We start from the raw sequence: 24,659 nt of genomic DNA on the forward strand, positions 1-24,659 counted from the left end.
CGCATGACCATCACCGAACTCGATCGCGATACGACCACCGCCGAATCCGTCTACACCGCCGGGGGCATCGTCGTCACCAAGCTGGGGGAGCACATCGGTGCGCGGATCGACGGGGTGCGGTTGTCCGGCTCGTTGGCGTCCGAGACCGTCGAGGCCATCCGCTACGCACTCGCCGTGCACAAGGCGATCGTCTTCCGCGACCAGCATCACCTCGACGACGAGGAGCAGTGGGCCTTCGCCGGCCTGCTCGGCACGCAGACCCAGTCGCACCCCACGGTCCACTCGAAGGGTAAGCGGCTGTTGCCCATCGAGGGTGCTGCGAACAGCTGGCACACCGACGTCAGTTTCGTCGACCGCATTCCGAAGGCGTCGATCCTGCGGGCGGTGACCCTGCCGCCGTACGGCGGTGCGACGACGTGGGCCTCCACGACCGCGGCCTACGAGCAGTTGCCGGATGCGCTGAAGGCGCTCGTCGACAACCTGTGGGCCCTGCACACCAATCTCTACGACTACGCCGAGAAGCTCGACGCGGGCAGCTCCGATCCGGCGCTGACCGAGGAGCGACGCCGCTACCAGGACGAGTTCCGCCGCAACACCTACGAAACGATCCACCCGGTGGTGCGGGTCCATCCCGAGACGGGTGAGCGCACCCTGTTGCTCGGTCACTTCGTCAAGGAGTTCGTCGGTCTCGAGCCGTCGGAGACCGCCGCGCTGCTCCAGCTGCTGCAGAGTCGGATCACGAAGCTGGAGAACACGTTCCGCTGGTCGTGGGAGAGTGGCGACGTCGCGATCTGGGACAACCGCGCCACGCAGCACTACGGCATCGCCGACTTCGGCGACCACACCCGCCGCCTGCATCGCATCACCCTCGCCGGCGACATCCCCGTCGGCGTCGACGGCTCGCGCAGCAGGGTCGTGCAGGGCGACGCGAGCGAGTACTCGGTGGTCGAGGAGCCGGCGCGACTGCCCGGCTTCGACGGGCACTGACACAGCAGAGCGCGAAACGGTCATAGGAGCGCGAAACATCCCGCGCCGAAGACCGTTTCGCGCTCCTCAACGTCAGGCCACGACGTACTTCTCGTTCTCGCGGACCCACAGCACGCCGTCGCCCGCTGTGGGTCCTTCCTTCTCGAATTCCTCGGGTACGAGCGACGTCTCGTCGCGCAGCACGATCGCGGTCATGATAGGGGCGGCGGCGAGGTTCTCGCCGTCCACGCGCATCCAGTCGGCCGTGCGACCGGCGAGGTAGATCCAGCCGTCCGCGTCCTTGTAGGCCACCCGGTGAGGATCGCGTTGGAGTGGAACAACGGCATCGACAGGTAGATTACGTCGTCGCTCGTGATCGAGAACTGCGGGACGAGCGTGCTGCCCGAGAACAACACCATCATGTGGGCGAGCATCACCGGCTTCGGATCGTCGCTCGTCCCCGAGGTGAAGATCAACATGAACGGATGGTGGGCCCGACCTTCCGGTACGGCTCCAGCGGACAGGCCCTGTCGACGAGCGCCCGCCACTCGGGGCTCGCGACGTCGAAGACGGCGACGTCGCCGAGATCCAGGCCGTCCAGCAGAGGGGCGTGCTCGGCATCGGTCAGCAGGATCTGGCAGTCCGCACGCAGGATGTCGCGTGCCAGACCCTCACCGCGTCGGGTGTTGTTGAGGCCGACGAGCGGGAAGCCCGCGAGCCCGGCCCCGGCGATCGCGTGGACGACGGCCGCGGTGTTGTTCTCGAACAGGTCACGGAGTGCCTGCTGGACGGTCTCTGCCATGGCTACCTCGGATATATGGAGAACACGTTCTCTTCGCCGTACACGAGTCGTTCGGGTCGCTCGTCGTCGCGTCACAATTCGGTCCGCGAACCCGGTGCGCGTGTGAGGTGGAACGCCTACTCTGAGTTCACCTGCAGCATCGCGGGTGGTGATCGCCGTGCGCCGTCGATCCCGTCCGCGCCGCACCGTTGCCGCCTCACGGCGGCTCGAGGAGGCCCGATGAACGCGGTTGTCGCTCCCGTCAAGCCCACGCGGCCCTATCCACCGCGAGCGAAGTCCAAGGGGGCGGTCCTCCATGACCTGATCACCACCACGGACCCGAAGACGCTCGGGCTGATGTACATCTTCACCTCGTTCGCGTTCTTCCTGTTCGGTGGTCTGCTCGCCCTGCTGATGCGCGCGGAGCTCGCGGTGCCCGGGCTGCAGTTCCTGTCGAACGAGCAGTACAACCAGCTGTTCACCAACCACGGCGGCATCATGCTGCTGATGTACGCCACGCCGGTCGTCTTCGGTTTCGCGAACTACATCCTGCCGCTGCAGATCGGTGCCCCCGACGTCGCCTTCCCGCGCCTGAACGCCTTCAGCTACTGGCTCTTCCTCTTCGGCGCACTCACGGTCGCCTTCGGATTCATCACGCCCGGCGGCGCTGCCGATTTCGGCTGGACGTCCTACATGCCGCTCGCCGACGAGATCCATTCGCCGGGGATCGGCGGCAATCTGTGGTTCCTCGGCCTGATCGTCATGGGTCTCGGTACCATCCTCGGCGGCGTCAACATGATCACCACCGTGGTGTGCATGCGCGCGCCCGGCATGACCATGTTCCGAATGCCGATCTTCACCTGGAACATCTTCATCACGATGATCCTCGTGCTCCTCGTCTTCCCGCTGCTCGCCGCGGCCTTCATGGGTGCCTTCGTCGATCGGGTGATCGGCGGCAACATCTACGACCCCGCGACCGGCGGTGTGCTGCTCTTCCAGCACCTGTTCTGGTTCTTCGGTCACCCCGAGGTGTACGTCATCGCGCTGCCGTTCTTCGGCATCGTCTCGGAGATCTTCCCGGTCTTCTCCCGCAAGCCGATCTTCGGATACAGCGGCCTCGTGTACGCGACCATTGCCATCGCCGCGCTCTCCATCGCGGTGTGGGCGCACCACATGTACGCCACCGGCGCCGTGCTGCTGCCGTACTTCTCGTTCATGACCTTCCTGATCGCCGTCCCGACGGGCGTGAAGTTCTTCAACTGGATCGGCACGATGTGGAAGGGCCAGATCACCTTCGAGACGCCGATGCTGTTCGCGGTCGGCTTCATCGTGACCTTCCTCTTCGGTGGCCTCACCGGTGTCATCCTCGCGAGCCCGCCGCTGGACTTCCACCTGCACGACTCGTACTTCGTGGTCGCGCACTTCCACTACGTGCTCTTCGGCACCATCGTGTTCGCGACCTACGCCGGCATCTACTTCTGGTTCCCGAAGATGACCGGCAGGATGATGGACGAGCAGCTCGGCCGCTGGCACTTCTGGCTGACCTTCATCGGTTTCCACACCACCTTCCTGGTGCAGCACTGGCTCGGTAACGAGGGCATGCCGCGTCGCTACGCCGACTACCTGCCCTCCGACGGGTTCACCACCCTGAACACCATCTCGACGATCGGGGCCTTCGTCGTGGGCGCGTCGACGCTGCCGTTCCTGTGGAACGTCTTCAAGAGCTACCGCTACGGCCAGGTCGTCACGGTCGACGACCCGTGGGGTTACGGCAACTCGCTCGAATGGGCGACGACCTGCCCGCCGCCGCGGCACAACTTCTACGAGCTGCCGCGGATCCGCTCGGAGCGTCCCGCCTTCGAGCTGCACTATCCCGACATGGTCGAGCGGATGCGTGCCGAGGCGCACGTGGGTCCGGGTAGCGACAAGCACGAGGTGAACGTGCTCGAAGGTGCCGACCGCACGCCGGGCGACATCCCCCGGGAGTGATCGACCGCGATAGCTCCGCGCATCGAACGAACCCCGCCGAAGGACGGAGTCGAGCGAACATGACCGCAGTCGAACCCGGCGGGAGCGTGCCCGCCGAGGTGGATGTCCTGATCGTCGGTGCCGGTATCTCCGGCATCGGCACGGCCTACCACCTGAAGACGAAGAGACCGGGGACGAGCTTCGCGATCGTCGAGGCGCGTGACGCGCTCGGTGGCACGTGGGACCTGTTCCGATATCCCGGCGTGCGCTCCGACTCCGACCTCCACACCCTCGGGTACGAGTTCAAGCCGTGGCGGAAGAAGCATGCGTACGCCGGAGGCGGCGAGATCCTCGGCTATCTCCACGAGACGGTGGACGAACACGGACTCCGTCCCTACCTGCACCTCGGGCACCGCGTCGTCGGCGCGTCCTTCTCGTCCGATACCGGCAGGTGGACGGTCACGCTCCTGCGCACGAGCGACGACACCATGCTTACGGTGACCTGCTCGTTCTTCTTCTCCGCGACCGGCTACTACGACTACGACGAGGGGTACAGCCCGGAGTTCGAGGGCAGCGACGACTTCCGCGGCACGATCGTCCATCCCCAGCACTGGCCCGAGGCTCTCGACTGTGCGGGCAAACGCGTCGTCGTCATCGGCAGTGGCGCCACCGCGGTGACGCTCATTCCCGCCCTGGCCGGCGTCGCCGAGCACGTGACGATGCTGCAGCGCTCCCCGTCCTACGTCTTGGGGTGGCCGAAGGAGAACAAGGTCGTCAACGCGCTGCGACGTGCACTCCCGACAGCGGCGGCCGACCGTGCCGTCCGTTCCCTGAGCATCCGGATGCTGCACGAGATGTACCGGACGAGTCGCCGGGCGCCGAACCTTTTCCGCCGTCTCCTGCACCTTCGGATGACGAGCGTGCTGCCCGACGACTATCCCGTCGACGTGCACTTCAACCCGTCCTACGACCCGTGGGATCAGCGCCTGTGCGTCGCGACCGACGGTGACCTCTTCCACGCCATCGCCACCGGCGAGGCGTCGGTGGTCACCGATCGGATCACCCGGTTCATGCCCACGGGGATCGCCCTCGAATCGGGGCGCGAGATCGAGGCCGACGTCATCGTCACCGCGACCGGCCTGAAACTGGTGCCGTTCGGGAGGATCGAAGTCGACGTCGACGGCGTCCCGGTCGACTGGCACGAATGCGTCACCTACAAGGCGACGATGCTCACCGGCGTGCCGAACTTCGCCTTCGCGTTCGGCTACACCAACTCGTCGTGGACCCTCAAGGTCGACCTCACCGGCCATCATCTGTGCCGGTTGCTCGACCACGTGGACGACCAGGGCTACGACGTCGTCACCCCGATCTGCGACGATCCGGCCGTCGGCGGAGGGCCGTTCTGGGACCTCACGTCGAACTATCTCCGGCGCTCGGCCGACGTGTTCCCCACATCCGGGGAAGGCGGCCCGTGGTCGATGGAGCAGAACTACTATCTCGACCGCAGACGGCTGCGCCGCGAACCGGTCGACGATCCCGCCCTGCGTTTCACGCGGGTGGCCGAGCCGGCGGGTTCATCGAGCCCAGCAGGTAGCCGGGAACCCCCACCACGAGTGCCCGGGCCGCGCTCGTCACTGCCGCAAGGTCGCTGACACCGAGCACCGTCAGCGATGCCGTCGCCAGCGCTTCGGGGAGCCCGGCGTCGACGTCGCCGTCGTCGGCTCGCATGCCGATGACCGATTCGACGACCCGGAACGGCAGATGGGTGCGAGGATCGCCGTCGCCCACGATCTGCGCCGCCAGGGTCCGGTAGCGCTCCATCAGGTGCCGACGTTCCTCCCGGAACCGATCGAACGGTTCGGTGCGAACCTCCGGAAGATGGTAGAGCGCACCGAGATTCCATCTGCCCGCGGACAACTGAGCCGTGTCGAACCAGGCGAGTGTGCACAGGCGCACCTCGGGCGGCAGCGCAGGGTCGAGATTGTCGTCGAAGTCGAGGGTCGGTTCGACGGTGTCCTCGAGCAACGCGACGAGGATGTCGTTCTTCGTCGCGAAGTGGTTGTACAGCGATGCCTGCCGGATCCCCACGGCCTCGGCGATCGTGCGTGTCGATGTGGGGGAGAACCCGCGGGTGGTGAACAGCTCCGCGGCGGCGTCGAGGATCTCGGCACGCGCGGTCGGCCCGGGCCGTCGCGGGGCGTGGAGGCGGGGGCGTCCTGGTCCTGCATGGGTCACGCCTCCACTGTGACACGACGAAAGGTGCTGCAGCGCCACCGTCTTCGTGCGTGAAGTTTTCGTCACACGTACGAAACACGCGTCACGGACTCGTTACGCCATGGACATTCCCCGAAGATGCGCGATGGGAAAACTGTCGATCGACAGTTTCCCCGGACCGCCGATCGGAGCACCATGACCGAGACCCTCGCGACCGCCACCACGCACGCTGCTCGTGCCCATGCCCGAGCGCAGGCAGGAACCGTCACCGACGCCATGCCGATCGTCCCGGCATCGTCGTGGCCGGCTCCGCCCAGCGGTCGCGCAGCGTCGATGACCTGGGCCGAGACCGTCCCCGGTGGCCGCTACACCAGCAAGGTCCTCGCCCGCGGCACCCGCCTGCGCCTGCGGGACGTCCACGGCACCGCCTGCGCCAACATCCTCCTGTTCCGCGCCGACGCCCCGCACGAACGGCTCAACGTCGCCGACACGGTGAAGGTGCCGTGGCAGGCCTATCTCGGTGTCGGGCACCCACTGCTCTCCGATCAGGGCCGCGTCCTCGCCACGATCGTCGCCGACACCTCCGGACGCCACGACGCGCTGTGCGGCACCACCCACGTCGCGGGGAACACTGCGAAATACGGTGAGGGATCGCTCCATTCGAGCTCTCCTGCGGGTCGCGAACTGTTCACCGTCGCCGCCGCCAAGCACGACCTGCAACCGCGCGACCTGCCGCCCTCACTGTCCTTCTTCCACGGTGTCCGCGTCGAGGAGGACGGCAGCCTCGTCAGCACCGGCAACGCCGGTCCCGGTGCCGCCGTCGACCTGCTGATCCACCTGCCGGTGATCGCCCTGATCGCCAACACCGCACACCCGCTCGATCCGAATCCCGAGTTCACCACCGGCAGCCTCGAAGTCCTCGCCTGGCGAGCACCCGGCGAACTGAACTCGCTGCCGAACACCGACCCCGAGTGCCAGCGCGCCGTGCTCAACACCGACGACGCTTGGGCCGCCGCCACGTCCGAAACGGAGATCCACCGATGACCATCACCGCCGACACCGCAGACCTCGCCCTCGTTCCCGGCCGCGTCGTCCTCGACGAGATCGTCGGACTCCGCGGCCCGTGGTCGGCCGTCGTCGCCGCCGGCGACGTACTCACCATCGTCGACCTGCACGGCAACCAGGCGGTCGACACCCTCGTCTACGACGCCGCCGACCACACCCGCCGCTACAGTGCCGCTGCCACCGTGGCCGCCCAGCAGAACCTCTTCCTCTCCACCGGTTCGGTGTTACGCGACGCCGACGGTGAGCCGCTGATGACGCTCGTCGCCGACGAGGTGGGCAACCACGACACCGTCGGCGGTGCCTGCTCGCAGGAGTCCAACACCCTCCGCTACGGGCACCACACCAAGCACCAGCACGCCTGCGTCGAGAACTTCCTCATCGAAGGCGCCAAGTGGGGACTGGGCAAGCGCGACCTCGTCTCCAACATCAACTTCTTCATGAACGTGCCGGTCGAGGCCGACGGCACCCTCGGCATCGTCGACGGCCTGTCCGCACCCGGCAAGCGACTCGCAATCCGCGCCGAGCGCGACGTGCTCGTCCTCGTCTCCAACTGCCCTCAGATCAACAACCCGTGCAACGGCTTCGACCCCACGCCGGTCCGCATGATCGTCACCCGCGGGGAATGAGGTAGTCATGACCACGAAGATCACCGTCGAACGTCCCGGAATGCTCACGACCGTCCAGGACTATCCCGGACGCACCGGTTACTGGCAGATCGGTGTGCCACCCTCGGGCCCGATGGACGACCTGTCGTTCCGCCTCGGCAACGTCGCGCTCGGCAACGACGAGGGCACCCCCGGTCTCGAGACCGCCATGGCCGGCCCCGCCCTGCGGTTCACGGAGGAAACCGAGGTGTGCGTGACGGGTGCGCCCGTCACCGTGCGCGTCGACGGGGCCGCCGTCCCGCAGTGGCGCCCGGTCACCGTCCCGGCGGGCGGCCTGCTCGACGTCGGAGCTGTCTCCGGGCCGGGGTTGCGCGTCTACGTCCTCATTCGCGGTGGTCTCGACGTTCCCGAATTCCTGGGCAGCGCAGCGACCTTCACGCTCGGAACGTTCGGCGGTCACGAGGGGCGCACACTGCGCGAGGGTGACGTCCTCGTCGTCGGGGAGAACGCTCCCGGCGCGAGCGCCCCGGTCCCGTCCGAGCACGTGCCCGCACTGAGCACGCGCTGGGAGATCGCGGTCACCGAAGGTCCGCACGGCGCACCGGAATTCTTCACCCGTGCCGACATCGATGCCCTCTACGCCACCGACTACGAGGTGCACTTCAACTCCGACCGCACCGGCGTGCGGCTCATCGGCCCCAAGCCCGAATGGGCGCGCACCGACGGTGGCGAGGCGGGCCTGCACCCGTCGAACATCCACGACAACGCCTACTCCGTCGGCGCACTCGACTTCACCGGCGACACCCCGATCCTGCTCGGCCCCGACGGTCCCAGCCTCGGCGGGTTCGTGTGCCCGGTGACCGTCGTGGCCGCCGACCGTTGGAAGCTCGGCCAACTCGCTCCCGGCAACACGGTCCGGTTCGTGCCCGTGAAGTCGCAGCACACCGCGTCCCGCCGCGAACTCGGCGTCGCGCGTCGCGCCGGACTGTCGCTGGTCACCTCGGCCGGTGGCGACGGTGACGACGGAGTGCTCCCCCGCCGTGACGGCCACACCGCCGTCACCTACCGCCGTAGCGGCGACGACAACGTCCTCATCGAGTACGGCGACATGACCCTCGACCTGGCGCTGCGGGCCCGCGTGCACGCGCTGCACCAGCGCCTCGAGGCCGACCGTCCTGCAGGTCTGCTCGAACTCACCCCGGGAATCCGGTCGCTGCAGGTCAAGGTCGACCCCGACGTCCTGCCCGTGCCGACCCTGCTCGGCCTGCTCGGCGAGGTCGAGGACACCATCGGCGACAGCGACGAACTCGAAGTCCCCAGCCGGCAGGTACGACTCCCGCTGTCCTGGGACGACCCGGCGACCCGCGAGGCCATCCAGCGCTACATGCACGGCGTGCGCTCCGACGCCCCGTGGTGCCCGTGGAACATCGAGTTCATCCGCCGCATGAACGGCCTCGACACCGTCGCCGACGTCTTCGACACGGTCTTCGCCGCCGACTACATGGTCCTCGGCCTCGGCGACGTCTACCTCGGCGCCCCGGTCGCGACGCCGCTCGACCCGCGGCACCGTCTCGTCACCACCAAGTACAACCCCGCGCGCACCTGGACCCCCGAGAACGCCGTCGGCATCGGCGGCGCCTACCTGTGCATCTACGGCATGGAAGGCCCCGGCGGCTACCAGTTCGTCGGCCGCACCACCCAGGTGTGGAACCACCGGCACCCGCAGCCGGCCGGCCCGTTCGAGGACGGCACCCCGTGGCTGCTGCGCTTCTTCGACCGCATCTCGTGGTACCCCGTCGACCCCGACGAACTGCTCGATCTGCGAGCGGATCTCGCTGCGGGTCGCGGTGGGGGAGTGGAGATCACCGACGGCACATTCTCCCTGACCGAGCACCGGAAGTTCCTCGCGGACAACGCTGCTTCGATCAGCGGGTTCCAGGCGACGCAGTCCGTCGCCTTCGGCCAGGAACGCGCGCGGTGGAAGGCCGACGGCGTATGACGGCCGCCGAACGAATCCGTCCGGTGGGAACCCGTTTCGAGCGAACACTGTTGGCTCGGCCGGGAGCAATCCCGGACACCACCACCCGCGTCACGTGGCTGCAGGGTGAGCGGTTGTACTGCGACCTGCGACGACCGGCGACACTGCCGACGGTGACGGCCTCTACTCTCGCCGAGATGGAGATCGACGACCTCGTCGCTCTCGCGAGCCAGGACGGATTCGCCGGCCGACTGCTCGACAGCAGCAACCATGTCGAATGGGAACGGGCCGTGTCGTTCCACCCGCTCGGACCGACACCCGACGCCGGCACCCTGGAGGCCCTCGACACCGACACCCTCGTCGAACACGGTGTATTCGAGGAGTACACCGAGCACTGGCGCATCACGGATGTCTCGCCCGACATCGAGGAGTACCTACTCGAGGACGTCGAGACCGGAGCGACCGCAGTGCTCGTGCGGGTCGGAGAGTGCTTCGCATTCGGGCGGAGTCGCGATCACGCGCTCGGATCCGAACCCCTCGTCGAACAGATCCTCGGCGCAGCGACGGTGTCGGATGCCCGAGCGTTGCTGGACTGCGAGATCGCGGTGGGTCGCATCGAAGACAGCCGGTGGACCATCTCCGCATCGACCCTCCCGTACCGAAGCGGGCGCAATCTCTACCCCGTCTTCGGTCACGAGATCCGCACCCGAGACACAACATTCGACGGAACGTCTATCACCCGTCGGTGGCGTTCCGTCCACCCGACCCCGAGGGGTGACACATGACGTTCACGAGTATTCCCATCGTCGATGTGCATGCGCTGGTGTCCGGCGACGAAACCGGACGCGACGCCGTCGTCGCCGAACTCGGGCGCGCCGCGCGAGAAGTCGGCTTCGCGCAGATCGTCGGACACGGAGTCGACCCCATCCTCGTCGGCGGATTGAAGGACGCGGCCGAACGCTTCTTCGCTCTTCCCGACGACGCGAAAATGGATGTGTACATCGGCAATTCCACCAACCACCGCGGCTACGTGCCGCCCGGTGAGGAAGTGTTCGCCGGAGCCACACCGGACCACAAGGAAGCATTCGACCTGTCGATCGACCTTCCGTCCGATCATCCCGAATATCTCGCCGGCAACCCGCTGCTCGGCCCGAACCAGTGGCCCGACCTGCCGGACTTCGACGAGCCCGTGAATGCGTACTACGAATCCGTCTTCGCTCTGGGACGTGTGTTGTTGCGTGCCTTTGCCGAAGCACTCGGCGAGGCGGCGGATCGGTTCGACCGCTATGTGACCACGCCGCCTGCTCAGCTTCGAATGATCCACTATCCCTACGATCCCGACGCCTCGGACCGTCCCGGCATCGGTGCCCACACCGACTACGAGGTGTTCACTCTTCTGCTCCCCACGGCGCCGGGACTCGAGGTCCTCAACGCCGACGGCGACTGGATCGACGTGCCCTACCGCGAGGATGCTTTCGTCCTGAATATCGGTGACCTGCTGGAGATCTGGACCAACGGAGTATTTACAGCGACGTCACATCGGGTGCGTAAGGTTGCCGAGGAACGTTACTCGTTCCCCTTGTTCTTCAACGTCGATCACGACACCCGGGTCGACCCGCTGGAGAGGTTCGTCGACGCCGACGGACCGCGCTACGGCGGAGTCACCGCCGGCGAGCACCTGTTCGCCCAGACGGCCCAGAGCTTCACCTATCTCCGCAAGCGGCTCGCCGCGGGCGAGATCACCCTTCCCGACAATGCACGCCCCCTCTACTCACTCGGACGCGAAGCCCAACGCAGCGCTCCTGCCGTCTGACCCTCTCCATACGGAGCAGCCATGATCATCATCGGTGTCGCCGTGTGCCTCGTCGTTCTCCTCGGGGCCGGCTTCTACTCCACCCGCAAGGTCCGCGGACAGGCCGGGAACTTTCTTCTCGCAGGTCGCTCGCTCGGTGCCCCTGTCCTTGCCGTCCTGCTCATGTCGCAGGTCATCGATTCCAACGCGACCCTCGGTTCCGCCGACCTCGCGGCCGGATTCGGATTCTGGGCGGGTGCGGCGATGCCGCTGGGTGTCGCATCGAGCGTGCTGCTCGTCGGACTGTTCTTCGCGAAGCGCCTACGCGCGACGGGCGTCGTGACCCTGCCCGAGTTCTTCGCCCGCCGCTTCGGCCGCAGCACCGAGATCACCGCGTCCGTGCTCACGGTCGGCAGCTTCGGCATCCTCCTCGCCGGCAACCTCGTCGCCCTGGGCTACCTGCTCCAGTACTTCCTCGGCCTGAACTACACGGCGGCGGTGCTGGTGATCATCCCGTTCGTGCTCGCCTACACGGTGGCCGGCGGCATGTTCGCCAGCGTCTACACCGGCATGGTCCAGTTCGCGATCATGGCCGTCGGTATCGTCTCGCTCCTCGTGTGGACGGCCTTCGGACCCGGCTTCACCCACGGGGACGGCCTCGGCATCGGCGATCTCGGACAGCTCACCGATCCGGCGCAGGGGGCCGCGGTCAACTGGGCCACCATCGTCGCTCTCGGTCTCGGCAACCTCGTCGCGATCGACCTGATGCAGCGCGTGTTCTCCGCCAAGTCCCCGATCGCTGCGCAGCGCGCCTGCTTCTCTGCGGCGACCGGCATTCTCGTCCTGTGTGTGCCGCTGTCCTTCGTGGCCCTTGCTGCCGTGTCGATCGTCGGTGACAGCGCAGCCGACGCCCCGATCCTCTACGTTCTGCTGGGCGAGTACACGCCGCAGTGGTTGTCGATCCTTGTGCTCTCCGGTCTGGTGACGGCTTCGCTGACCACGATCAGTGGTGTGCTGCTGTCCACCGCGACGGTTCTGGTGCGCAACGTCTTCCGCGTAGGCGGCGAGAACGCCGCGATGTCGTCGGACGTCATGAAGGCCACCCGCCTGCTCATGCTGCCGATGGCTGCCTTCGGTGCCCTCGTCGCGCTGCGGGTCCCGCAGACCGGCATCCTGCTCACCCTCACCTTCGACCTGCTGCTCGCCTCGCTGGTAGTGCCGTTCATCCTCGGACTGTTCTGGTCGCGCGGTGACGGTCGCGCTGTGGCTGCCGCAGCGATCGCCGGTATCACGGTGCGCGCCGGCTTCTTCGTCCTCACCCCGACGATCTACGGCGTCGACAACACCCTGCTGTACATCCCGAACTCACTGGTCACCTCGTCCGTCGACGGCTGGACCACCTTCATCGGATTCCTGGTGTCGCTGGTCGCCTACGTGACGGTCGCGCTGGTGCGACGCCCCGTCCGCGCGGTCACCGTTCCGGAGCCGGCCGTCCTGCCTGCGAAGCAACCGGTCGCGGTGTAGCTCGCGCGCCGAACCGGGGTTCGCTACCGCAACACGCGGGGCGAACCCCGGTTCACCGCGTCAGAGATCGACGAGTGTTTCGATGTCCTGAACGAGGGAGAACAGGGGAGCGCACTGTTTCTCGGAAGGAATCGGTTCGTTGTCGTAGGGGAAGTGCAACCACGAGCTGACGAGAACGCCGAATTTCGTGTCCAGGATGATCGCGCAATCGTTGCGGTCATGCTGGAGGAGCGCTCTCCTGCTATTGATCGTGATCTCGGTGGAGATATCGCGGTCGCGCTCGAGATATTCCTCGTAGGAGACATTGCCGGCGAGGAAAGTGATCGCGTAGGAATCCTTGTGGTCGGTCGTCTGGGCGAAGCTCTTCCATGAGCAGCTGATGAATGTGTACGTGCCGAAGGGAAGGTCGGTGAGATCCTTGCTACGGTCGTCGAAACCTCTTTCGAGAAGTATCTCCATCGGAACATCCAGGCACGGATCGAAAGTGATGTCAGGTCGTTCCGAATCGTCGACGACGCGAGGCGTACGTACGGTCGTGGCGACCTCCATCATGATTCGTCCTGCGTCGACTTCTCGGTCCACCGAATCCTCGATCCGCTCGACGAAGCTTCTGGTCCGGCTGCATCGTGCGTCGTCCGTCATCGGCTGCATCTCGCGTGTGAGGTTGTGGTGCTTGATGCTGATCAGGCCGAATCGGGTGCTCATCGATATCTCGCAGCTGTTTGTTACGTTCGGGTCGAACTTGACGAGGGCGGGACGACCGCTGACTGTTGTCTCGGTGGTGTTCTCGGGGTCCCGCTTGTAGGCTTCGTCGAGCGTCCTGTTCGACGCCAGCAGGTACAGGTCGAACCAACCCGTATCGTTACTGTCCGGGGGAATGCTGTCGAAGGTGCACAGGATCGACGTGTAACCACCGGAGGTGTGCTCGGACTTCTGCCCGGTGGAGAGGTCGACACGTTCCGCACGGAAGGCCTCCTCCGGAATGTCCGCACATGGATCGAATGTGATTTGTGCATGCACTTCCGGGTCGACCGCTTTCGGTGTGTCGTTGGTGGGAAACACGCCTTCGGCCGCGATCGATGCCGGCCCTGGAGAATGGCTGCATCCCGCAACAAGAATCACTGTTATTGCAACTGCCGTCACCGACTTCGTGACGACTGTCGTCCACCTACGCACGTGACCCCCCGATCCGTTTCTGCCGGCGGGACGTTAGCACGTTCCTTCCTCAGCCCCGCACGGCGCAGTGATTGCTTGCGCGCCGCACCGGGGCTTGCTACCGCAACACGCGGGGCGAGCCCCGGTTCATCGCGTCAGTTTCGCAGCGCGACGCGCGGCCTGCTGGAGTCTCTCCGCCACGACGTCGAACCGCTCCAATTCCGCCCACGTCCAGCGCACCACTTCGTAGCCCGCGTCGCGGATCGCGTCCTGCCGGAGCTTCTCGTCGAACACGTCGCGCGGGTCGGAATACTTGATCCGCCCGTCGAACTCGCCGACGACGCCGTTCTCCCAGAAGAAGTCGACGCGATAGCGCCGCCCGTTCCCGCCCACGATCTCGTACTGGAGGATCGGTCGCGGCAGTCCTGCTTCCGCAATGCGTAGACGCGACAGCGATTCGCCCGCACTCTCGCTGCGACCGTCCAGAAACGGCACCACTGTGCGGGCACGAGCCAGGCCGTGGCGGGGCCGGGCATCGGCCAGCGCCCGCGAAACCTGTTCACGCATACCGGGGTACAGGCGAAGAGCGGAATCGCCTGCGATGACGGCCTGCTCCTTCGGGAGCGTGCGCGCGAGGTCGACGACGGTGCGGGCAATCGACGTGACGGCTACTCCGTCGACGACCACCACGTCGTCGCCGAGTTCGGTCGGATGCACGTGGATCTGCGAGGTGACACGACCGCGCCGCGTGGCGGGCCGGGAGATGTGGACGAGGTCGAGCGGTACGTCCCACAGTTCGAGGCCGTGCAGTGCCGCCGCCGACACGTGGCTGAGCGCCTCGTCGGGACCGAGCGTCGCTCCGACATGCCGGGCACGGACACGGTGGACGCCGACGGGTCCGATCGCGTCGACGTCACAGCGGTGCAGATAGCACCCGCGCCCGACCCGTACGAGTGAGCCGGTGCGAACGCCGGTGCGGATCTCGGTGTCCGAGAGACCCGCGACGGCGAGCGAGGTGTTGGTGAGAATGTTCGGATCTGTCACGACGACGATCCTGCGCGGAGCGACACCCACCGAACCCGCGACGACCTCCCGATCCGGTGTACCTGTGGATCGATCGCGGGGTTGGGGACAAACTCCTGTTCGGAGGCCGTTGACGCGCCGAACCGAGGTTCGCGCGTGCTACAGCGGCGGCGAACCCCGTTTCGGCGCGTTCTCTACTTCTCGAAGACGATGTCCTCGATGAGCGTGTGCTGCTCGACCGCGGAGGGTGCCTGCATGCCCGGAGCCTGATCGTCCGAGTGCGACGCCTTGAACGAGTCCGAACGCAGCCACGCGAGGAAGTCTTCCTTGGAGTCGAACTCCATGGTGGACACGTAGGGCAGGCCGTCGGCTGCGGGACGCATCAACGTCGTGCGGTTGAGGCCCGGCACTCCGTCGAGCGTCGAACGCATGCTCTCGACGAAGACCTTTTCGAATGCCTCGGTGGTATCGGCAGGAACGTCGATGCGGGTGGTGATGACGTACACGGTGACCCTTTCTGAGAAGTCGTGGCGGACCCGGGAGCCCTCAGGAATTATAACGACACCCTGTCGATAACCTACGGTCCGTGCCCGCTCACGATGCGCGGATCGGTGAAGCCGGCCCGATCGACATCTCCCAGAACTGCGCGTAGCGGCCGCCGCGACGCACCAGTTCATCGTGGGTTCCCTCCTCGACGATTCGCCCTCGGTCCAGGAACACGATCCGGTCGGCGTCGCGGACGGTGTGCAACCGATGCGCGACCATCAGCACCGTCCGTCCCGCCGTGAGCCGCTCCAACCCGGCGCGGACGACCGCCTCGTTCTCCGGGTCCAGGGCGGACGTCGTCTCGTCCAACAGGACGATCGGCGCGTCCTTGAGCAGTGCTCGCGCGATCGACACCCGCTGCCGTTCCCCGCCGGACAACATCGCGCCGCCTTCACCGACTCGCGACGACCAGCCGTCGGGTAGGCGTTCGATCACCTCGTCCAGCCCCGCGGCGGCACCAGCGGCGCGCACCTCGTCGTCGGTCGCATCCGCACGTCCGAGCCGCACGTTCTCCTCGAGGGTCTCATCGAACAGGTAGACGTCCTGGAAGACCACCGCGATCTGCGACATCAGCACGTCGGTCGCGATGTCCCGCACGTCCCCCCCGCCGATCCGCACGGACCCCGCATCCACGTCGTGGAACCGTGCGAGCAGTTGCAGCAGCGTGCTCTTCCCGGCGCCGGACGGCCCGACCACCGCGAACCGCCGGCCCTGCGGCACCGCCAGCGACAACCCGTCGATCACCGTACGACCGTCCCGCCGGAAGGCCACCGAGTCGAACTTGATGTCGTGACCGTGCGGTCGCGCCGGACGAACCGGCTCGGGGAGGGGAGGGGTGCTCAGGAAGGCGTCGAGTCGTGTCAGTTCGCCGCGGGCGGCGCGCAGCTTTCCGCCGATCTCCGACAGTGACAACAGCGGTTCGGCGCAGCGACCTGCGAGGACGACGAGTGCCAACATGTCCGGCCCCGCGAGGCTCCCGCCGATCACAAGGTAGGTGCCCAGTGCCAGCAGCGCGGTGAACGCCGCCTGCACGGTGACCGTCGTGCAGACGATGCCCGGCACGGCTGCGAGCGTCGAACGCCGCGAAGCACGCCGGATACCGTCGAGCGAGTCGTCGAGCAACCGGAAGCGTTCGACGGTTCGCCCGCCCGCGCGTAGGACAGGCTGTGCCTGAAGATATTCGACGACGCGAGCGGTGGCCTCGTGATCGCGTGCGGCGCGTTCGATATCGGTCGCCGCGGTGGTGCGCGCCGACCACATCTGCACCGCGGTCACCACGGGGATCGCCGCGGCGGCCGCCAGGCCCATCCGCAGGTCGTAGGCGGTCATCACCACCACGATGGTCAACGGGGTCACGCATGCCGAGACGAACGGCGCGAGCATGTGAGCGATCACGCTCATCGATTGCAGGACACCACGACTCGCCGTCGCCGACAGTTCGCCGACCAGGTCGGCGCGATACCAGCCGAGCGGCAATCGTACGAGCTGGTCGCCCAGCCGGTGATAGACGCCGCGCAGCAGCGAGGTCCCGACGCGGAAACCCGACAGGTCGCTGACGTAGCGCAGCACCGCGTAGACCGCGACCGACGCCCCGAATCCGATCAGCCAGGGTCCGACGTCCGAGGGGGCGTCCCCGAACAGGATGCGCAGCACCGGGACGAGGAAGGCGTACGACAACCCCTCGGCGATCGCGCATCCCACCATGAGCGCCAGCGTCCGGCGCAGCGGGCCGGCGTGTTCGCGTCCGAGTGTGCGGAACAGTGTGGTGATCATCGTGCTCTGCTTCCTTGCAGGTCGGAACCTGCGGACGGTTGGAGGGAGCCCTCGCGGACGAGAACGTCCTCCGGTGAACCCTGTTCGACGATCGCTCCGTCCTCGAGAACCACGACCGTGTCCGCCCCGGTGATCGTCTCCGGTCGGTGCGTGACGGTCAGGATGGTCCGGTTGCCGCGCAAACGGGTGAGGGCAGCGTGGATCGCACCTTCGGTCCGGGGATCGGCGAAGGCCGTCGCCTCGTCGAGCACCAGCACCGGTGCATCGGTGAGCAGTGCCCGCGCGAGCGACAGGCGTTGCCTCTCCCCGCCGGACAGTTCGACCCCCTCTCCGAGGATCGTGTCGTATCCGTGGGGCAGTTCGACGATCCGCTCGTGGATGTCGGCCGCAACGGCTGCGCGGACCACGGCGTCGCGGTCGGCGTGCGGGACGGCCAGGGCGATGTTGTCGGCGATCGACGCACGCAGCAGACGAACGTCCTGGAAGACACATGCGATCGTGCGGTAGAGCGTCCTGCTCCCGACCTCCCGCAGGTCGACGCCACCGAGAGTGATCGTGCCGTGGGTCGGATCGAAGAAGCGCAGCAACAGTGTCGCCAGGGTGGACTTCCCACTGCCGGACGGACCCACCAGGGCGGTGACCGTCCCCGACTCGAGTGTCAGGTCGATGCCCCGGAGGACCTCGTGCGCATCCGAATAGCCGAAGCGGACGTCGTGCAGGTCGATCCGGTGCCCGCTCGGCGCTATCGGCCGCTCGGGTTCCGGCACCGGTGGCACGTCCAGCACCTCCCGGATCCGCTCGACGGCGCGCCGGGCGGCCAGGATGTCGTCGAATCCGTGGCCCAACGCCGCGATCGGGGTGGTCAGCCCCACGCCGAGGAGCACGAAGGGCAGCAGATCCGCCGCGGGCATACTGCCGCCCGTGATCAGGATCGAACTGCCGATCAGCACGGTCAGGAGCACGAACGGCGGCGAGAGGGCGAGTTGCATCCCCGCTGCCACGCCGGAGACGCCGCGCACCCATCGCGTGAAGGTCGAGACGAAATCGTCTGCTGCCGTGACGAATCTGTTCCGGGACCGGCGAGTGTCCCCGAAGACCTTCACGACCGAGATGCCGTTCACGAATTCGACGACCACATCGGCGATGCGTCCCATCGCGTCGTCGAACTCCTCCTGCTCCCGTCGCCGGGCCGCAGTGGACAGCAGGGGAACCAGCGACACGGCCAGGACGATCGGGATCATGGTGATCAGCGTCAGCCGCCAGTCGACTGTGAACAGGTAGACCGCCGACACGGCCGGAACGAGGAAGGCGTTGACCATCTCGCCGGGCGTGTGCGCGATGAACGGGTGAACGGCGGAGACGTCGTCGCCGACGACCTTCGCGAGTTCACCCGTTCGGCGACGGGAGAACCAGCCGATCGGGACCTTGCCGAGGTGACGTGCGAGTTCGCGGCGGAACGCCAGCTGCACGGAGCCGTCGAGGCCGTGCGCGAGGCCGGATCCGATCGACGTGAGGACGAGTCGGGCGAAGAGTCCGAGTGCGCCGACGACGACGGCGGTCCAGGCGCGGGACTGGTCGACCGGTCCCGGCGCGAGGAGCGTCCGGCCGACCTCGGCGACGGCGAGAAGCGGAACGAGACCCGCGATACCGCCCGCGGCCTGGAGAGCCACACTCGCAGTGAACCTGCCGACGAACGGCCGCAGCAGCGACGACAGTGTTCGCCGCGACGCCGGATCCGTCTCGGGGAAGGATGTTTCCGTGGATGTCATGATGTCCGTGCTTTCGTCGGCCCTCGGACCGGGGCTGCGTCGCCGGTAGTCTCGGCGGGCGCGCCGGTCCGGGGGAGAACGGTGAATGCGATCGCGGCAGCGACGACGAGAAGCACTGCACCCAGCGCGAATCCGAGCGCGTAGCCGCTGTTCATGCTCTCGGGTGTCGCGAGTGGACCGATCCGGTGGTGTGCGGCGGTACCGAGAACGGCGAGTCCGAGCGACGCACCGATCTGCCGCGACGTATTGAGAAGTCCGGAGGCCGTGCCCATCTCGCGTGCGTCCACCCCCGAGGTCGCGACGGACACCACCGGACCGAGGCAGAGTCCGAACCCGATGCCGACGACGACGGCCGGTCCCAGAACGTCGGTGACGAACGACCCGTCGGCGCTGATCAGACCGAACCATGCGAACCCGCAAGCGCTGAGAAGCCCACCGGCGACGAGGAGGGTGCGCGCCGCCACGCGGTAGCCGAGCTTGACGGCGACCACCGATCCGACGATGACACCCACGGCCACCGGCAGGGTCATCAGACCCGTGGCAGCCGGGCTGTTGCCGAGTACCTGCTGTAGATACAGCGAGACGAAATAGAACGCCGACCCGATGGTGGCGCCCACCAGCAGGTTGAAGGCGTTCGCCCCGCTCACCGACCGGTTGGCGAAGAGGCCGAGCCGGATCAGCGGGTCGCGGCGGGTGGTTCGCTCGACGTGGACGAACGCCACCAGCAGGGCGACGGCCGCGGCGAGGGTGACGAGCGTGATCGTCGAGGTCCAGCCGTGGCGGTCGGTACGCACGAGTGCGAACACCAGGGCTGTCGTGCCGGCGGTGCCGAGAATCGCTCCGAGCACGTCCGGGCGACCGCGCCGCACGGGTACTCCGTCGACTCCCACACCCAGACGGGTCAGCGCGAGTGCTGCAGCGGCCATGGGCACGTTGACGAACATGACCCACCGCCATCCGGCGTACTCGGTGAGGACGCCGCCGATGATGAGACCGAAGGCGGCACCGCCGGCATTCATGGCGCTCCATATCCCGAAGGCGCGAACCCGGGCGCGGCCGTCGGGGAAGGTCGACGACAGCAGTGCCAGCGCGGCCGGCGCGAGGGCTGCAGCCCCGACACCCTGCATCGCTCGTGCGGCGACGAGGTGGCCGGGTGCTGCAGCGAACCCGCCGAGCAGCGAGGCGAGACCGAACACGCCCAGTCCTACGAGGAGAGCCCGCTTGTGCCCGTAGAGATCGGCCGCGCGTCCTCCGAGGAGGAGCAGACCGCCGAAGAACAGTGCGTAGGCGTGGATCACCCACGTCGCTCCCATCGGGTCGAAATGCAACCCCTCGGTGATCCGGGGGAGTCCGATGTTCGCGACGGACAGATCCAGCGACACCATGAACTGCACGGTCGCGACGGCTGCAAGGGTGTATCCGGGCCTCGTTGTGTCAGTCATGCCGGTCGGCCCTTTCGGTCGGGGGCAGGACCCAGGCGGCCATGACAGCGGTGATGCCCGGCAGCAGCGGGATCACCAGCAGGGTGATGCCCAGCCACAGCGGGACGATCGGGTTGTAGTGTTCGCCCGCGTATCCGACGTCGAACAGCAGCACGCAGGTTCCGATCACGAACAGTGTCGTCACCACAGCGCGGACCGCGACGTCCTTCTTCGCGCTCCACAGCGCGCCGAGCCAGCCGGCCAGGCCGAGGACGCCCACGATCACGAGGTATCCGGCGATCGCGTTCCGGTCGAGGTTCACATTGTCGGGTCCCCATTCGGGATATGCGTTCTGCACGTGCTGCTCGATCGATCCGATCATCCACACGTCCAGCAGAGGGAGTGCGATGCAGAGGATCTGCAGGCACGCGCCGAGGGTGAGGGCCTGCACAAGGTTGGGCCGGCGTTTCGTCGTACGAATTTCGGTTCGGACGGTCATGCCGGACTCCTCTCTTACGGTGTATGACTTACGTCGGCGATGGTAGTCTTACGTCGTAAGAGTGGCAAGGAGGTTTCATGGGATCGACGCGCGCGCAGGGTCGGCACGCCGGACTGACCCGGCAGCAGGTGCTCCATGCAGCGGTGCAGATGGTCGACCGGGAAGGTGCGGCCGCGCTGTCGATGCGGAAGCTGGCACGTGAGCTGGACGTGGAAGCGATGACGCTGTACCACCACGTGAAGAACAAACAGGGACTCGAGGACGCCATCGTCCAGTACGTGATGGACGAAGCGCTCACCGGAGCCGAGACCGACGCTCCGTGGCGGACGGTCCTCGAGGGCTACGGCCGGGCCTTCCATCGCGGCTTGCTCGCGCACCCCGGGGCAGTACCGTTCTTTGCGTCCCGTCCGGCGGTCACCTCGGGCAATGCCGTGCACCTGGAGAAGATGCTCGAGGTGTTGCGGGACGCCGGATTCACGCCGCAGGATGCGCTCCTCGTGATCCAGACACTGGCCGCCATCGTGCTGGGCCAGCACAGCGCACCACCGGCAGACGACGGCGATCCGGGCATCGATACCGAAGCCCTCGCCGAGTTCCCGTTGTTCGTCGAAGCGATCGGATCCGGTGTGCCGTCCGTGGAGTCGCGGGTGGAGTTCGCGCTGCAGGCGTTCATCGCCGGGCTGAAGGAACCGAGCAGCGCCGCAATATAGTTCGCGCGCCGAACCGGGGTTCGCTACCGCAACACGCCGCGCGAGCCCCGGTTCAGCGCGTCAGCTTCGCGACCTGTCCGCACCCGTCACAGAAGATCTCGGCATTTCGTGAGACAGGAACCGCGACGTAATGAGGATCGGACGACTCACGCGCCGGGGCGACTCACGACCACGGCGTCCTCGGTCGTGGGATTGCCGATCGTCGGATCCGGGCTCCAACCGAGGATCGGCGGCACGAAGACGCACTCCAGCGGCCCTGCCGAACCCGGATCGAGCGCGTCGAGGACGAACCATGCCGCGTTCGGGTCGTTGACGATGCCGGCATGTTCGACGAAGTCGTTCGCGCAGTGGTCCTGCAGCACGATGTTTGTCGCGTTGGGCGCCTCGCGGTAGCCACTGGTGTGCGGGAGGACGATCTCCTCGTAGCGGGTCATGATGTTCGTGTACGTCACCTCGTCGGCGTAGACGCCGGCCTCCTGGATTGTGTGGATCCAATCCGATCCGGCAAGGACCTGCGGGCACGCACCGCATCCGACGAAGTGGGCGAGATTCTCCACGTCCTGCCGCACACCGACGTGCTCGAACAGTTCGAACGACGCCGCGAGCAGGAAGGCGTGGCTGCCCTCGTAGACCGGTCCGAGCGAAATGTAATCGTCGACCTTCTCGTTGCCGCCGAGGAACTTCACGTACCAGACGGGCATCAGGGTGCCCTGCGAGTGACCCACGAGGTCGACCTTCTCCGCGCCGGTCGCGACAAGGACCTCGTCGACGAAATCGGAGAGCTGCTGTGCGCTGTCCTCCATCGGCAGCAGCCCACCGACGGAATTCAACGGCCAGGGGAGGTCGGCATGGTTGCCGTAAGTGAGAGCGAAGACGCAATAGCCCTCGTTCGCGAGAAGAGGCCCGAGATACGACCAGTTGTTGTGCCGGTTGAGCACCGTGCCGTGGACGAGCACGACGGGATCCGGGTGTTCCTGCGACGGGACGCAGACCCAGTCGTTCGTGCCGAGCGCGTTACCGTTCGGGTCGCCGAATTCGTGGGCGAACCCGTCCAGGAACGTCTTTCCGACGGGCAGGGGAGGAGCGGTCTCCTCTGCGACTGCCGTTCCTGCCCCGACCACAGCGAAGGCGACCGCGAGTACCGCGGCGACCCATGAGCGTATGTGCATTCCCATCCCCCCGAAGTATGTGGATGGGCAAGGAAGTTAACAGAAATTCTTCCTACTGGGGGAGCGTGGTTCCCGCGGGTGTCAGGCCTCGGTGTCTTCCGGGGAGCGCGCGGACTCCACTGCAGCAGTCATGGAGCCGAGGAACTCCCGCACGACCTCCAGTTGCGACTCGGAGAAGGACTCGAGCGCAGTGGATGCCCGCGCGAAGAGCGGACCGAAGAAATCCCATCCGAGTTTCTCGGCCGCCGGGGTCACGCGCAGGATGACGCGCCGCCGGTCGTCGCTGTCGCGATCCCGCCGCACGTGACCGGCCCGTTCGAGCCTGTCGACGAGTGCGGTGATCGATGCGGTGTTGAGCCGCAGGTGCTCGGCGAGCCAGCCGGGTGTCGCGATCTCCCCGGCCCGTTCCCGGTCGAGAAGTCCGATCAGTGCTCGCAGATCGGTGGGATGCAGCGCGTGTTTCTGTGCGAATTCGGCGCCGAGCAGATCGAGTTGCACGGTGAGCGCGCGCAACCGGTGGATCATGTCGAGTTTGCCGTCGTCCGTCATGTCACCTCCGCCTCTCGACAGACTCTACTCGTCCACCTAGTATCTCGATCATCGAGATATTCGACGGTGGAGGTTCCGATGCTCCGGTCACCACGCACATCGTTCGCAGAATCCGACGAGGGCCGCGCCTTCTACGCCGCGTACGACGCGCTCCTCGCGAAATGGCCGCGCGGCACCGTGATCCACGATCTCGACTCCCGCTTCGGCACCGCCCGCGTCACCGAGTACGGGCCACCCGACGCACCGCCGGTCCTGCTGCTCCCGGGTGCCGGCGCCACGTCGATGGTCTGGTTCGCCAACGCCGCAGCGCTGGGGGAGACCCACCGCGTGCTGGCCGTCGACATCATCGGCGACGTCGGACGCAGCGTCGCCGGTGGTGATCCCGTACGCAGCGTCGACGATCTGCTCGAATGGCTCGGCTCCGTCGCCGATGCTCTCGGGGCGACGCGGTGCGCACTCGCCGGTCACTCGTATGGTGCGATGATCGCGCTCGCGGCAGCCGTGCGGACTCCCGAACGGGTCGGCCGGCTCGTGTTGCTCGACCCCACCTCGTGCTTTGTCGGGATGCGGTTCGGCTATCTCCTGCGGGCACTTCCGGTTCTCGTCCGGCCCACCGCTGCCCGCGAACGGGCATTCCTCGAGTGGGAAACCCGAGGGGCGCAACTCGATCCCGACTGGGTCACCCTGATGGCGCTGGGCGCGGCACACTTCCCGACCGCGAAGACGATCGTGCCCCGGCGTCCGTCGTCCGAGGAGTTGGGACGGTGCACAGTCGACACCACGGTGGTGCTCGCTCCGTTCGGGCGCGTCCACGACCCCGACGAGGTGGCCCGCGCAGCGCGGAAGGCGCTGCCGTCCTGTCGAGCCGTCACTCTCACCGCCGGTACCCACCACACCCTGCCGATGTACCCGAGCGACGAGGTCGACCTCGTGCTGCGGGATGCACTGGGTGCCGGTGCGCCCGTCGAACTGGATTGTGACCCAGATCACCAGTAAATGTTCGATTGTCCGTTTCCGCAGGTCACCGCGCAGTAACGAGGTGTTCGCCGCAGGTTCGGCGTCTCGATGTGATCCAGAAGCCATGGAGTCGTAGAAACACACTCGCTACCGTTGATGGCGATCGAGTGCCCCGAAACGGGCGAATGGAAGTGA

General features: G+C 66.9%; 24 protein-coding genes. 11 read left to right on the forward strand and 13 right to left on the reverse strand.

The features are described 5' to 3' along the window. The first annotated feature begins 3 nt into the window (after nucleotides 1–3). The gene (locus tag IM25_RS12830) at nucleotides 4–987 is read left to right on the forward strand and encodes a TauD/TfdA dioxygenase family protein (RefSeq protein ID WP_019288129.1); all 984 of its coding nucleotides are present in this window, start codon (nucleotides 4–6) and stop codon (nucleotides 985–987) included. Nucleotides 988–1,059: 72 nt separating this feature from the next. Here IM25_RS12830 and IM25_RS26830 read toward each other — a convergent pair whose 3' ends face one another. Genes IM25_RS26830 through IM25_RS26840 form a run of 3 tightly spaced genes read right to left on the reverse strand, consistent with a single transcriptional unit; the run spans nucleotide 1,060 to nucleotide 1,768 of the window. Continuing rightward, nucleotides 1,060–1,278 carry a hypothetical protein gene (locus IM25_RS26830; RefSeq protein WP_006553967.1) on the reverse strand — a complete coding sequence of 73 codons (219 nt, stop codon included), beginning with the start codon at nucleotides 1,276–1,278 and terminating at the stop codon, nucleotides 1,060–1,062. Then, entirely contained in the window at nucleotides 1,179–1,445 is a 267-nt protein-coding gene (locus tag IM25_RS26835) for an AMP-binding protein (RefSeq protein ID WP_230810126.1), read from the reverse strand. Before IM25_RS26835 ends, IM25_RS26830 begins: the two co-directional genes overlap by 100 nt. Next, entirely contained in the window at nucleotides 1,439–1,768 is a 330-nt protein-coding gene (locus IM25_RS26840; protein WP_033097348.1) for an acyl-CoA synthetase, read from the reverse strand. The genes IM25_RS26835 and IM25_RS26840 overlap by 7 nt, the downstream gene beginning before the upstream one ends. A gap of 219 nt (nucleotides 1,769–1,987) precedes the next feature. On the opposite strand from IM25_RS26840, the gene ctaD reads away from it, so the two are divergent. Together ctaD and IM25_RS12850 are read left to right on the forward strand one after the other, a co-directional pair. Next, on the forward strand, nucleotides 1,988–3,736 hold the full coding sequence (ctaD, locus tag IM25_RS12845) for an aa3-type cytochrome oxidase subunit I (protein ID WP_065996090.1): 1,749 nt from the start codon (nucleotides 1,988–1,990) through the stop codon (nucleotides 3,734–3,736). Between the two features lie 59 nt (nucleotides 3,737–3,795). After that, nucleotides 3,796–5,367: a flavin-containing monooxygenase gene (locus IM25_RS12850; RefSeq protein WP_033097350.1), complete on the forward strand. Its 1,572-nt coding sequence runs from the start codon at nucleotides 3,796–3,798 to the stop codon at nucleotides 5,365–5,367. Here IM25_RS12850 and IM25_RS25490 read toward each other — a convergent pair. After that, nucleotides 5,264–5,950: a TetR/AcrR family transcriptional regulator gene (locus IM25_RS25490; RefSeq protein WP_071934601.1), complete on the reverse strand. Its 687-nt coding sequence runs from the start codon at nucleotides 5,948–5,950 to the stop codon at nucleotides 5,264–5,266. The genes IM25_RS12850 and IM25_RS25490 overlap by 104 nt on opposite strands. 174 nt (nucleotides 5,951–6,124) lie before the next feature. Here IM25_RS25490 and IM25_RS12860 point away from each other — a divergent pair, with 174 nt between their 5' ends. From IM25_RS12860 to IM25_RS12885, 6 genes are all read left to right on the forward strand, one after another. Continuing rightward, complete coding sequence (locus tag IM25_RS12860) at nucleotides 6,125–6,973, forward strand: urea amidolyase associated protein UAAP1 (RefSeq protein ID WP_024103516.1); 849 nt, start codon at nucleotides 6,125–6,127, stop codon at nucleotides 6,971–6,973. Further along, nucleotides 6,970–7,620 carry an urea amidolyase associated protein UAAP2 gene (locus tag IM25_RS12865; RefSeq protein ID WP_019288136.1) on the forward strand — a complete coding sequence of 217 codons (651 nt, stop codon included), beginning with the start codon at nucleotides 6,970–6,972 and terminating at the stop codon, nucleotides 7,618–7,620. The genes IM25_RS12860 and IM25_RS12865 overlap by 4 nt, the downstream gene beginning before the upstream one ends. 7 nt (nucleotides 7,621–7,627) lie before the next feature. Continuing rightward, nucleotides 7,628–9,598, forward strand: a complete 1,971-nt coding sequence (locus tag IM25_RS12870; protein ID WP_065996091.1) for a 5-oxoprolinase/urea amidolyase family protein — start codon at nucleotides 7,628–7,630, stop codon at nucleotides 9,596–9,598. Between the two features lie 152 nt (nucleotides 9,599–9,750). Next, nucleotides 9,751–10,362, forward strand: coding sequence for a hypothetical protein (locus IM25_RS12875; RefSeq protein WP_232333320.1), 612 nt, complete (start codon nucleotides 9,751–9,753; stop codon nucleotides 10,360–10,362). Then, a complete protein-coding gene (locus tag IM25_RS12880) occupies nucleotides 10,359–11,390 on the forward strand; it encodes an isopenicillin N synthase family dioxygenase (RefSeq protein ID WP_006550408.1) in 1,032 nt (343 codons plus the stop codon). Before IM25_RS12875 ends, IM25_RS12880 begins: the two co-directional genes overlap by 4 nt. A 21-nt stretch (nucleotides 11,391–11,411) precedes the next feature. Beyond that, nucleotides 11,412–12,893, forward strand: coding sequence for a sodium:solute symporter family protein (locus IM25_RS12885; protein ID WP_033097353.1), 1,482 nt, complete (start codon nucleotides 11,412–11,414; stop codon nucleotides 12,891–12,893). A 60-nt stretch (nucleotides 12,894–12,953) separates the two neighbouring features. On the opposite strand, the gene IM25_RS12890 is transcribed toward IM25_RS12885, so the two are convergent. From IM25_RS12890 to IM25_RS12920, 7 genes are all read right to left on the reverse strand, one after another. After that, nucleotides 12,954–14,036 carry a DUF3558 domain-containing protein gene (locus IM25_RS12890; protein ID WP_229567629.1) on the reverse strand — a complete coding sequence of 361 codons (1,083 nt, stop codon included), beginning with the start codon at nucleotides 14,034–14,036 and terminating at the stop codon, nucleotides 12,954–12,956. A 159-nt stretch (nucleotides 14,037–14,195) separates the two neighbouring features. Then, entirely contained in the window at nucleotides 14,196–15,092 is an 897-nt protein-coding gene (locus IM25_RS12895) for a hypothetical protein (RefSeq protein ID WP_065996524.1), read from the reverse strand. 173 nt (nucleotides 15,093–15,265) lie between these two features. Next, entirely contained in the window at nucleotides 15,266–15,577 is a 312-nt protein-coding gene (locus tag IM25_RS12900) for an antibiotic biosynthesis monooxygenase family protein (RefSeq protein WP_065996092.1), read from the reverse strand. Between the two features lie 88 nt (nucleotides 15,578–15,665). Continuing rightward, complete coding sequence (locus IM25_RS12905) at nucleotides 15,666–17,390, reverse strand: ABC transporter ATP-binding protein (protein ID WP_065996093.1); 1,725 nt, start codon at nucleotides 17,388–17,390, stop codon at nucleotides 15,666–15,668. Further along, nucleotides 17,387–19,159: an ABC transporter ATP-binding protein gene (locus tag IM25_RS12910; RefSeq protein WP_033097355.1), complete on the reverse strand. Its 1,773-nt coding sequence runs from the start codon at nucleotides 19,157–19,159 to the stop codon at nucleotides 17,387–17,389. The genes IM25_RS12905 and IM25_RS12910 overlap by 4 nt, the downstream gene beginning before the upstream one ends. After that, a complete protein-coding gene (locus tag IM25_RS12915; protein ID WP_033097356.1) occupies nucleotides 19,156–20,601 on the reverse strand; it encodes an MFS transporter in 1,446 nt (481 codons plus the stop codon). The genes IM25_RS12910 and IM25_RS12915 overlap by 4 nt, the downstream gene beginning before the upstream one ends. After that, a complete protein-coding gene (locus tag IM25_RS12920) occupies nucleotides 20,594–21,079 on the reverse strand; it encodes a hypothetical protein (protein WP_052040058.1) in 486 nt (161 codons plus the stop codon). Before IM25_RS12920 ends, IM25_RS12915 begins: the two co-directional genes overlap by 8 nt. A 77-nt stretch (nucleotides 21,080–21,156) precedes the next feature. Between IM25_RS12920 and IM25_RS12925 the strand changes: the two genes are divergently transcribed. After that, nucleotides 21,157–21,789: a TetR/AcrR family transcriptional regulator C-terminal domain-containing protein gene (locus tag IM25_RS12925; protein WP_033097358.1), complete on the forward strand. Its 633-nt coding sequence runs from the start codon at nucleotides 21,157–21,159 to the stop codon at nucleotides 21,787–21,789. 146 nt (nucleotides 21,790–21,935) lie between these two features. On the opposite strand, the gene IM25_RS12930 is transcribed toward IM25_RS12925, so the two are convergent. Further along, entirely contained in the window at nucleotides 21,936–22,964 is a 1,029-nt protein-coding gene (locus tag IM25_RS12930) for an esterase/lipase family protein (protein WP_052040059.1), read from the reverse strand. Nucleotides 22,965–23,039: 75 nt separating this feature from the next. After that, nucleotides 23,040–23,507 (reverse strand): MarR family winged helix-turn-helix transcriptional regulator, encoded by a 468-nt coding sequence (locus IM25_RS12935; RefSeq protein ID WP_033097359.1) that lies wholly within the window; start codon nucleotides 23,505–23,507, stop codon nucleotides 23,040–23,042. 78 nt (nucleotides 23,508–23,585) lie between these two features. On the opposite strand from IM25_RS12935, the gene IM25_RS12940 reads away from it, so the two are divergent. After that, nucleotides 23,586–24,503 (forward strand): alpha/beta fold hydrolase, encoded by a 918-nt coding sequence (locus IM25_RS12940; protein WP_033097402.1) that lies wholly within the window; start codon nucleotides 23,586–23,588, stop codon nucleotides 24,501–24,503. Nucleotides 24,504–24,659: the final 156 nt, after the last annotated feature.

Origin of the sequence: Rhodococcus sp. p52 (assembly GCF_000763325.2) — a bacterium.
In the GTDB taxonomy this organism is placed as follows: Bacteria; Actinomycetota; Actinomycetes; order Mycobacteriales; family Mycobacteriaceae; genus Rhodococcus; species Rhodococcus pyridinivorans.

Coding starts and splice junctions, on each gene's coding strand:
- IM25_RS12830 (WP_019288129.1), top strand. CDS start 4: ATGACCATCACCGAACTCGATCGCGATACGACCACCGCCGAATCCGTC.
- IM25_RS26835 (WP_230810126.1), bottom strand. CDS start 1,445: ATGTTGATCTTCACCTCGGGGACGAGCGACGATCCGAAGCCGGTGATG.
- IM25_RS26840 (WP_033097348.1), bottom strand. CDS start 1,768: ATGGCAGAGACCGTCCAGCAGGCACTCCGTGACCTGTTCGAGAACAAC.
- ctaD (WP_065996090.1), top strand. CDS start 1,988: ATGAACGCGGTTGTCGCTCCCGTCAAGCCCACGCGGCCCTATCCACCG.
- IM25_RS12850 (WP_033097350.1), top strand. CDS start 3,796: ATGACCGCAGTCGAACCCGGCGGGAGCGTGCCCGCCGAGGTGGATGTC.
- IM25_RS12860 (WP_024103516.1), top strand. CDS start 6,125: ATGACCGAGACCCTCGCGACCGCCACCACGCACGCTGCTCGTGCCCAT.
- IM25_RS12865 (WP_019288136.1), top strand. CDS start 6,970: ATGACCATCACCGCCGACACCGCAGACCTCGCCCTCGTTCCCGGCCGC.
- IM25_RS12870 (WP_065996091.1), top strand. CDS start 7,628: ATGACCACGAAGATCACCGTCGAACGTCCCGGAATGCTCACGACCGTC.
- IM25_RS12880 (WP_006550408.1), top strand. CDS start 10,359: ATGACGTTCACGAGTATTCCCATCGTCGATGTGCATGCGCTGGTGTCC.
- IM25_RS12885 (WP_033097353.1), top strand. CDS start 11,412: ATGATCATCATCGGTGTCGCCGTGTGCCTCGTCGTTCTCCTCGGGGCC.
- IM25_RS12905 (WP_065996093.1), bottom strand. CDS start 17,390: ATGATCACCACACTGTTCCGCACACTCGGACGCGAACACGCCGGCCCG.
- IM25_RS12910 (WP_033097355.1), bottom strand. CDS start 19,159: ATGACATCCACGGAAACATCCTTCCCCGAGACGGATCCGGCGTCGCGG.
- IM25_RS12915 (WP_033097356.1), bottom strand. CDS start 20,601: ATGACTGACACAACGAGGCCCGGATACACCCTTGCAGCCGTCGCGACC.
- IM25_RS12920 (WP_052040058.1), bottom strand. CDS start 21,079: ATGACCGTCCGAACCGAAATTCGTACGACGAAACGCCGGCCCAACCTT.
- IM25_RS12925 (WP_033097358.1), top strand. CDS start 21,157: ATGGGATCGACGCGCGCGCAGGGTCGGCACGCCGGACTGACCCGGCAG.
- IM25_RS12930 (WP_052040059.1), bottom strand. CDS start 22,964: ATGGGAATGCACATACGCTCATGGGTCGCCGCGGTACTCGCGGTCGCC.
- IM25_RS12935 (WP_033097359.1), bottom strand. CDS start 23,507: ATGACGGACGACGGCAAACTCGACATGATCCACCGGTTGCGCGCGCTC.
- IM25_RS12940 (WP_033097402.1), top strand. CDS start 23,586: ATGCTCCGGTCACCACGCACATCGTTCGCAGAATCCGACGAGGGCCGC.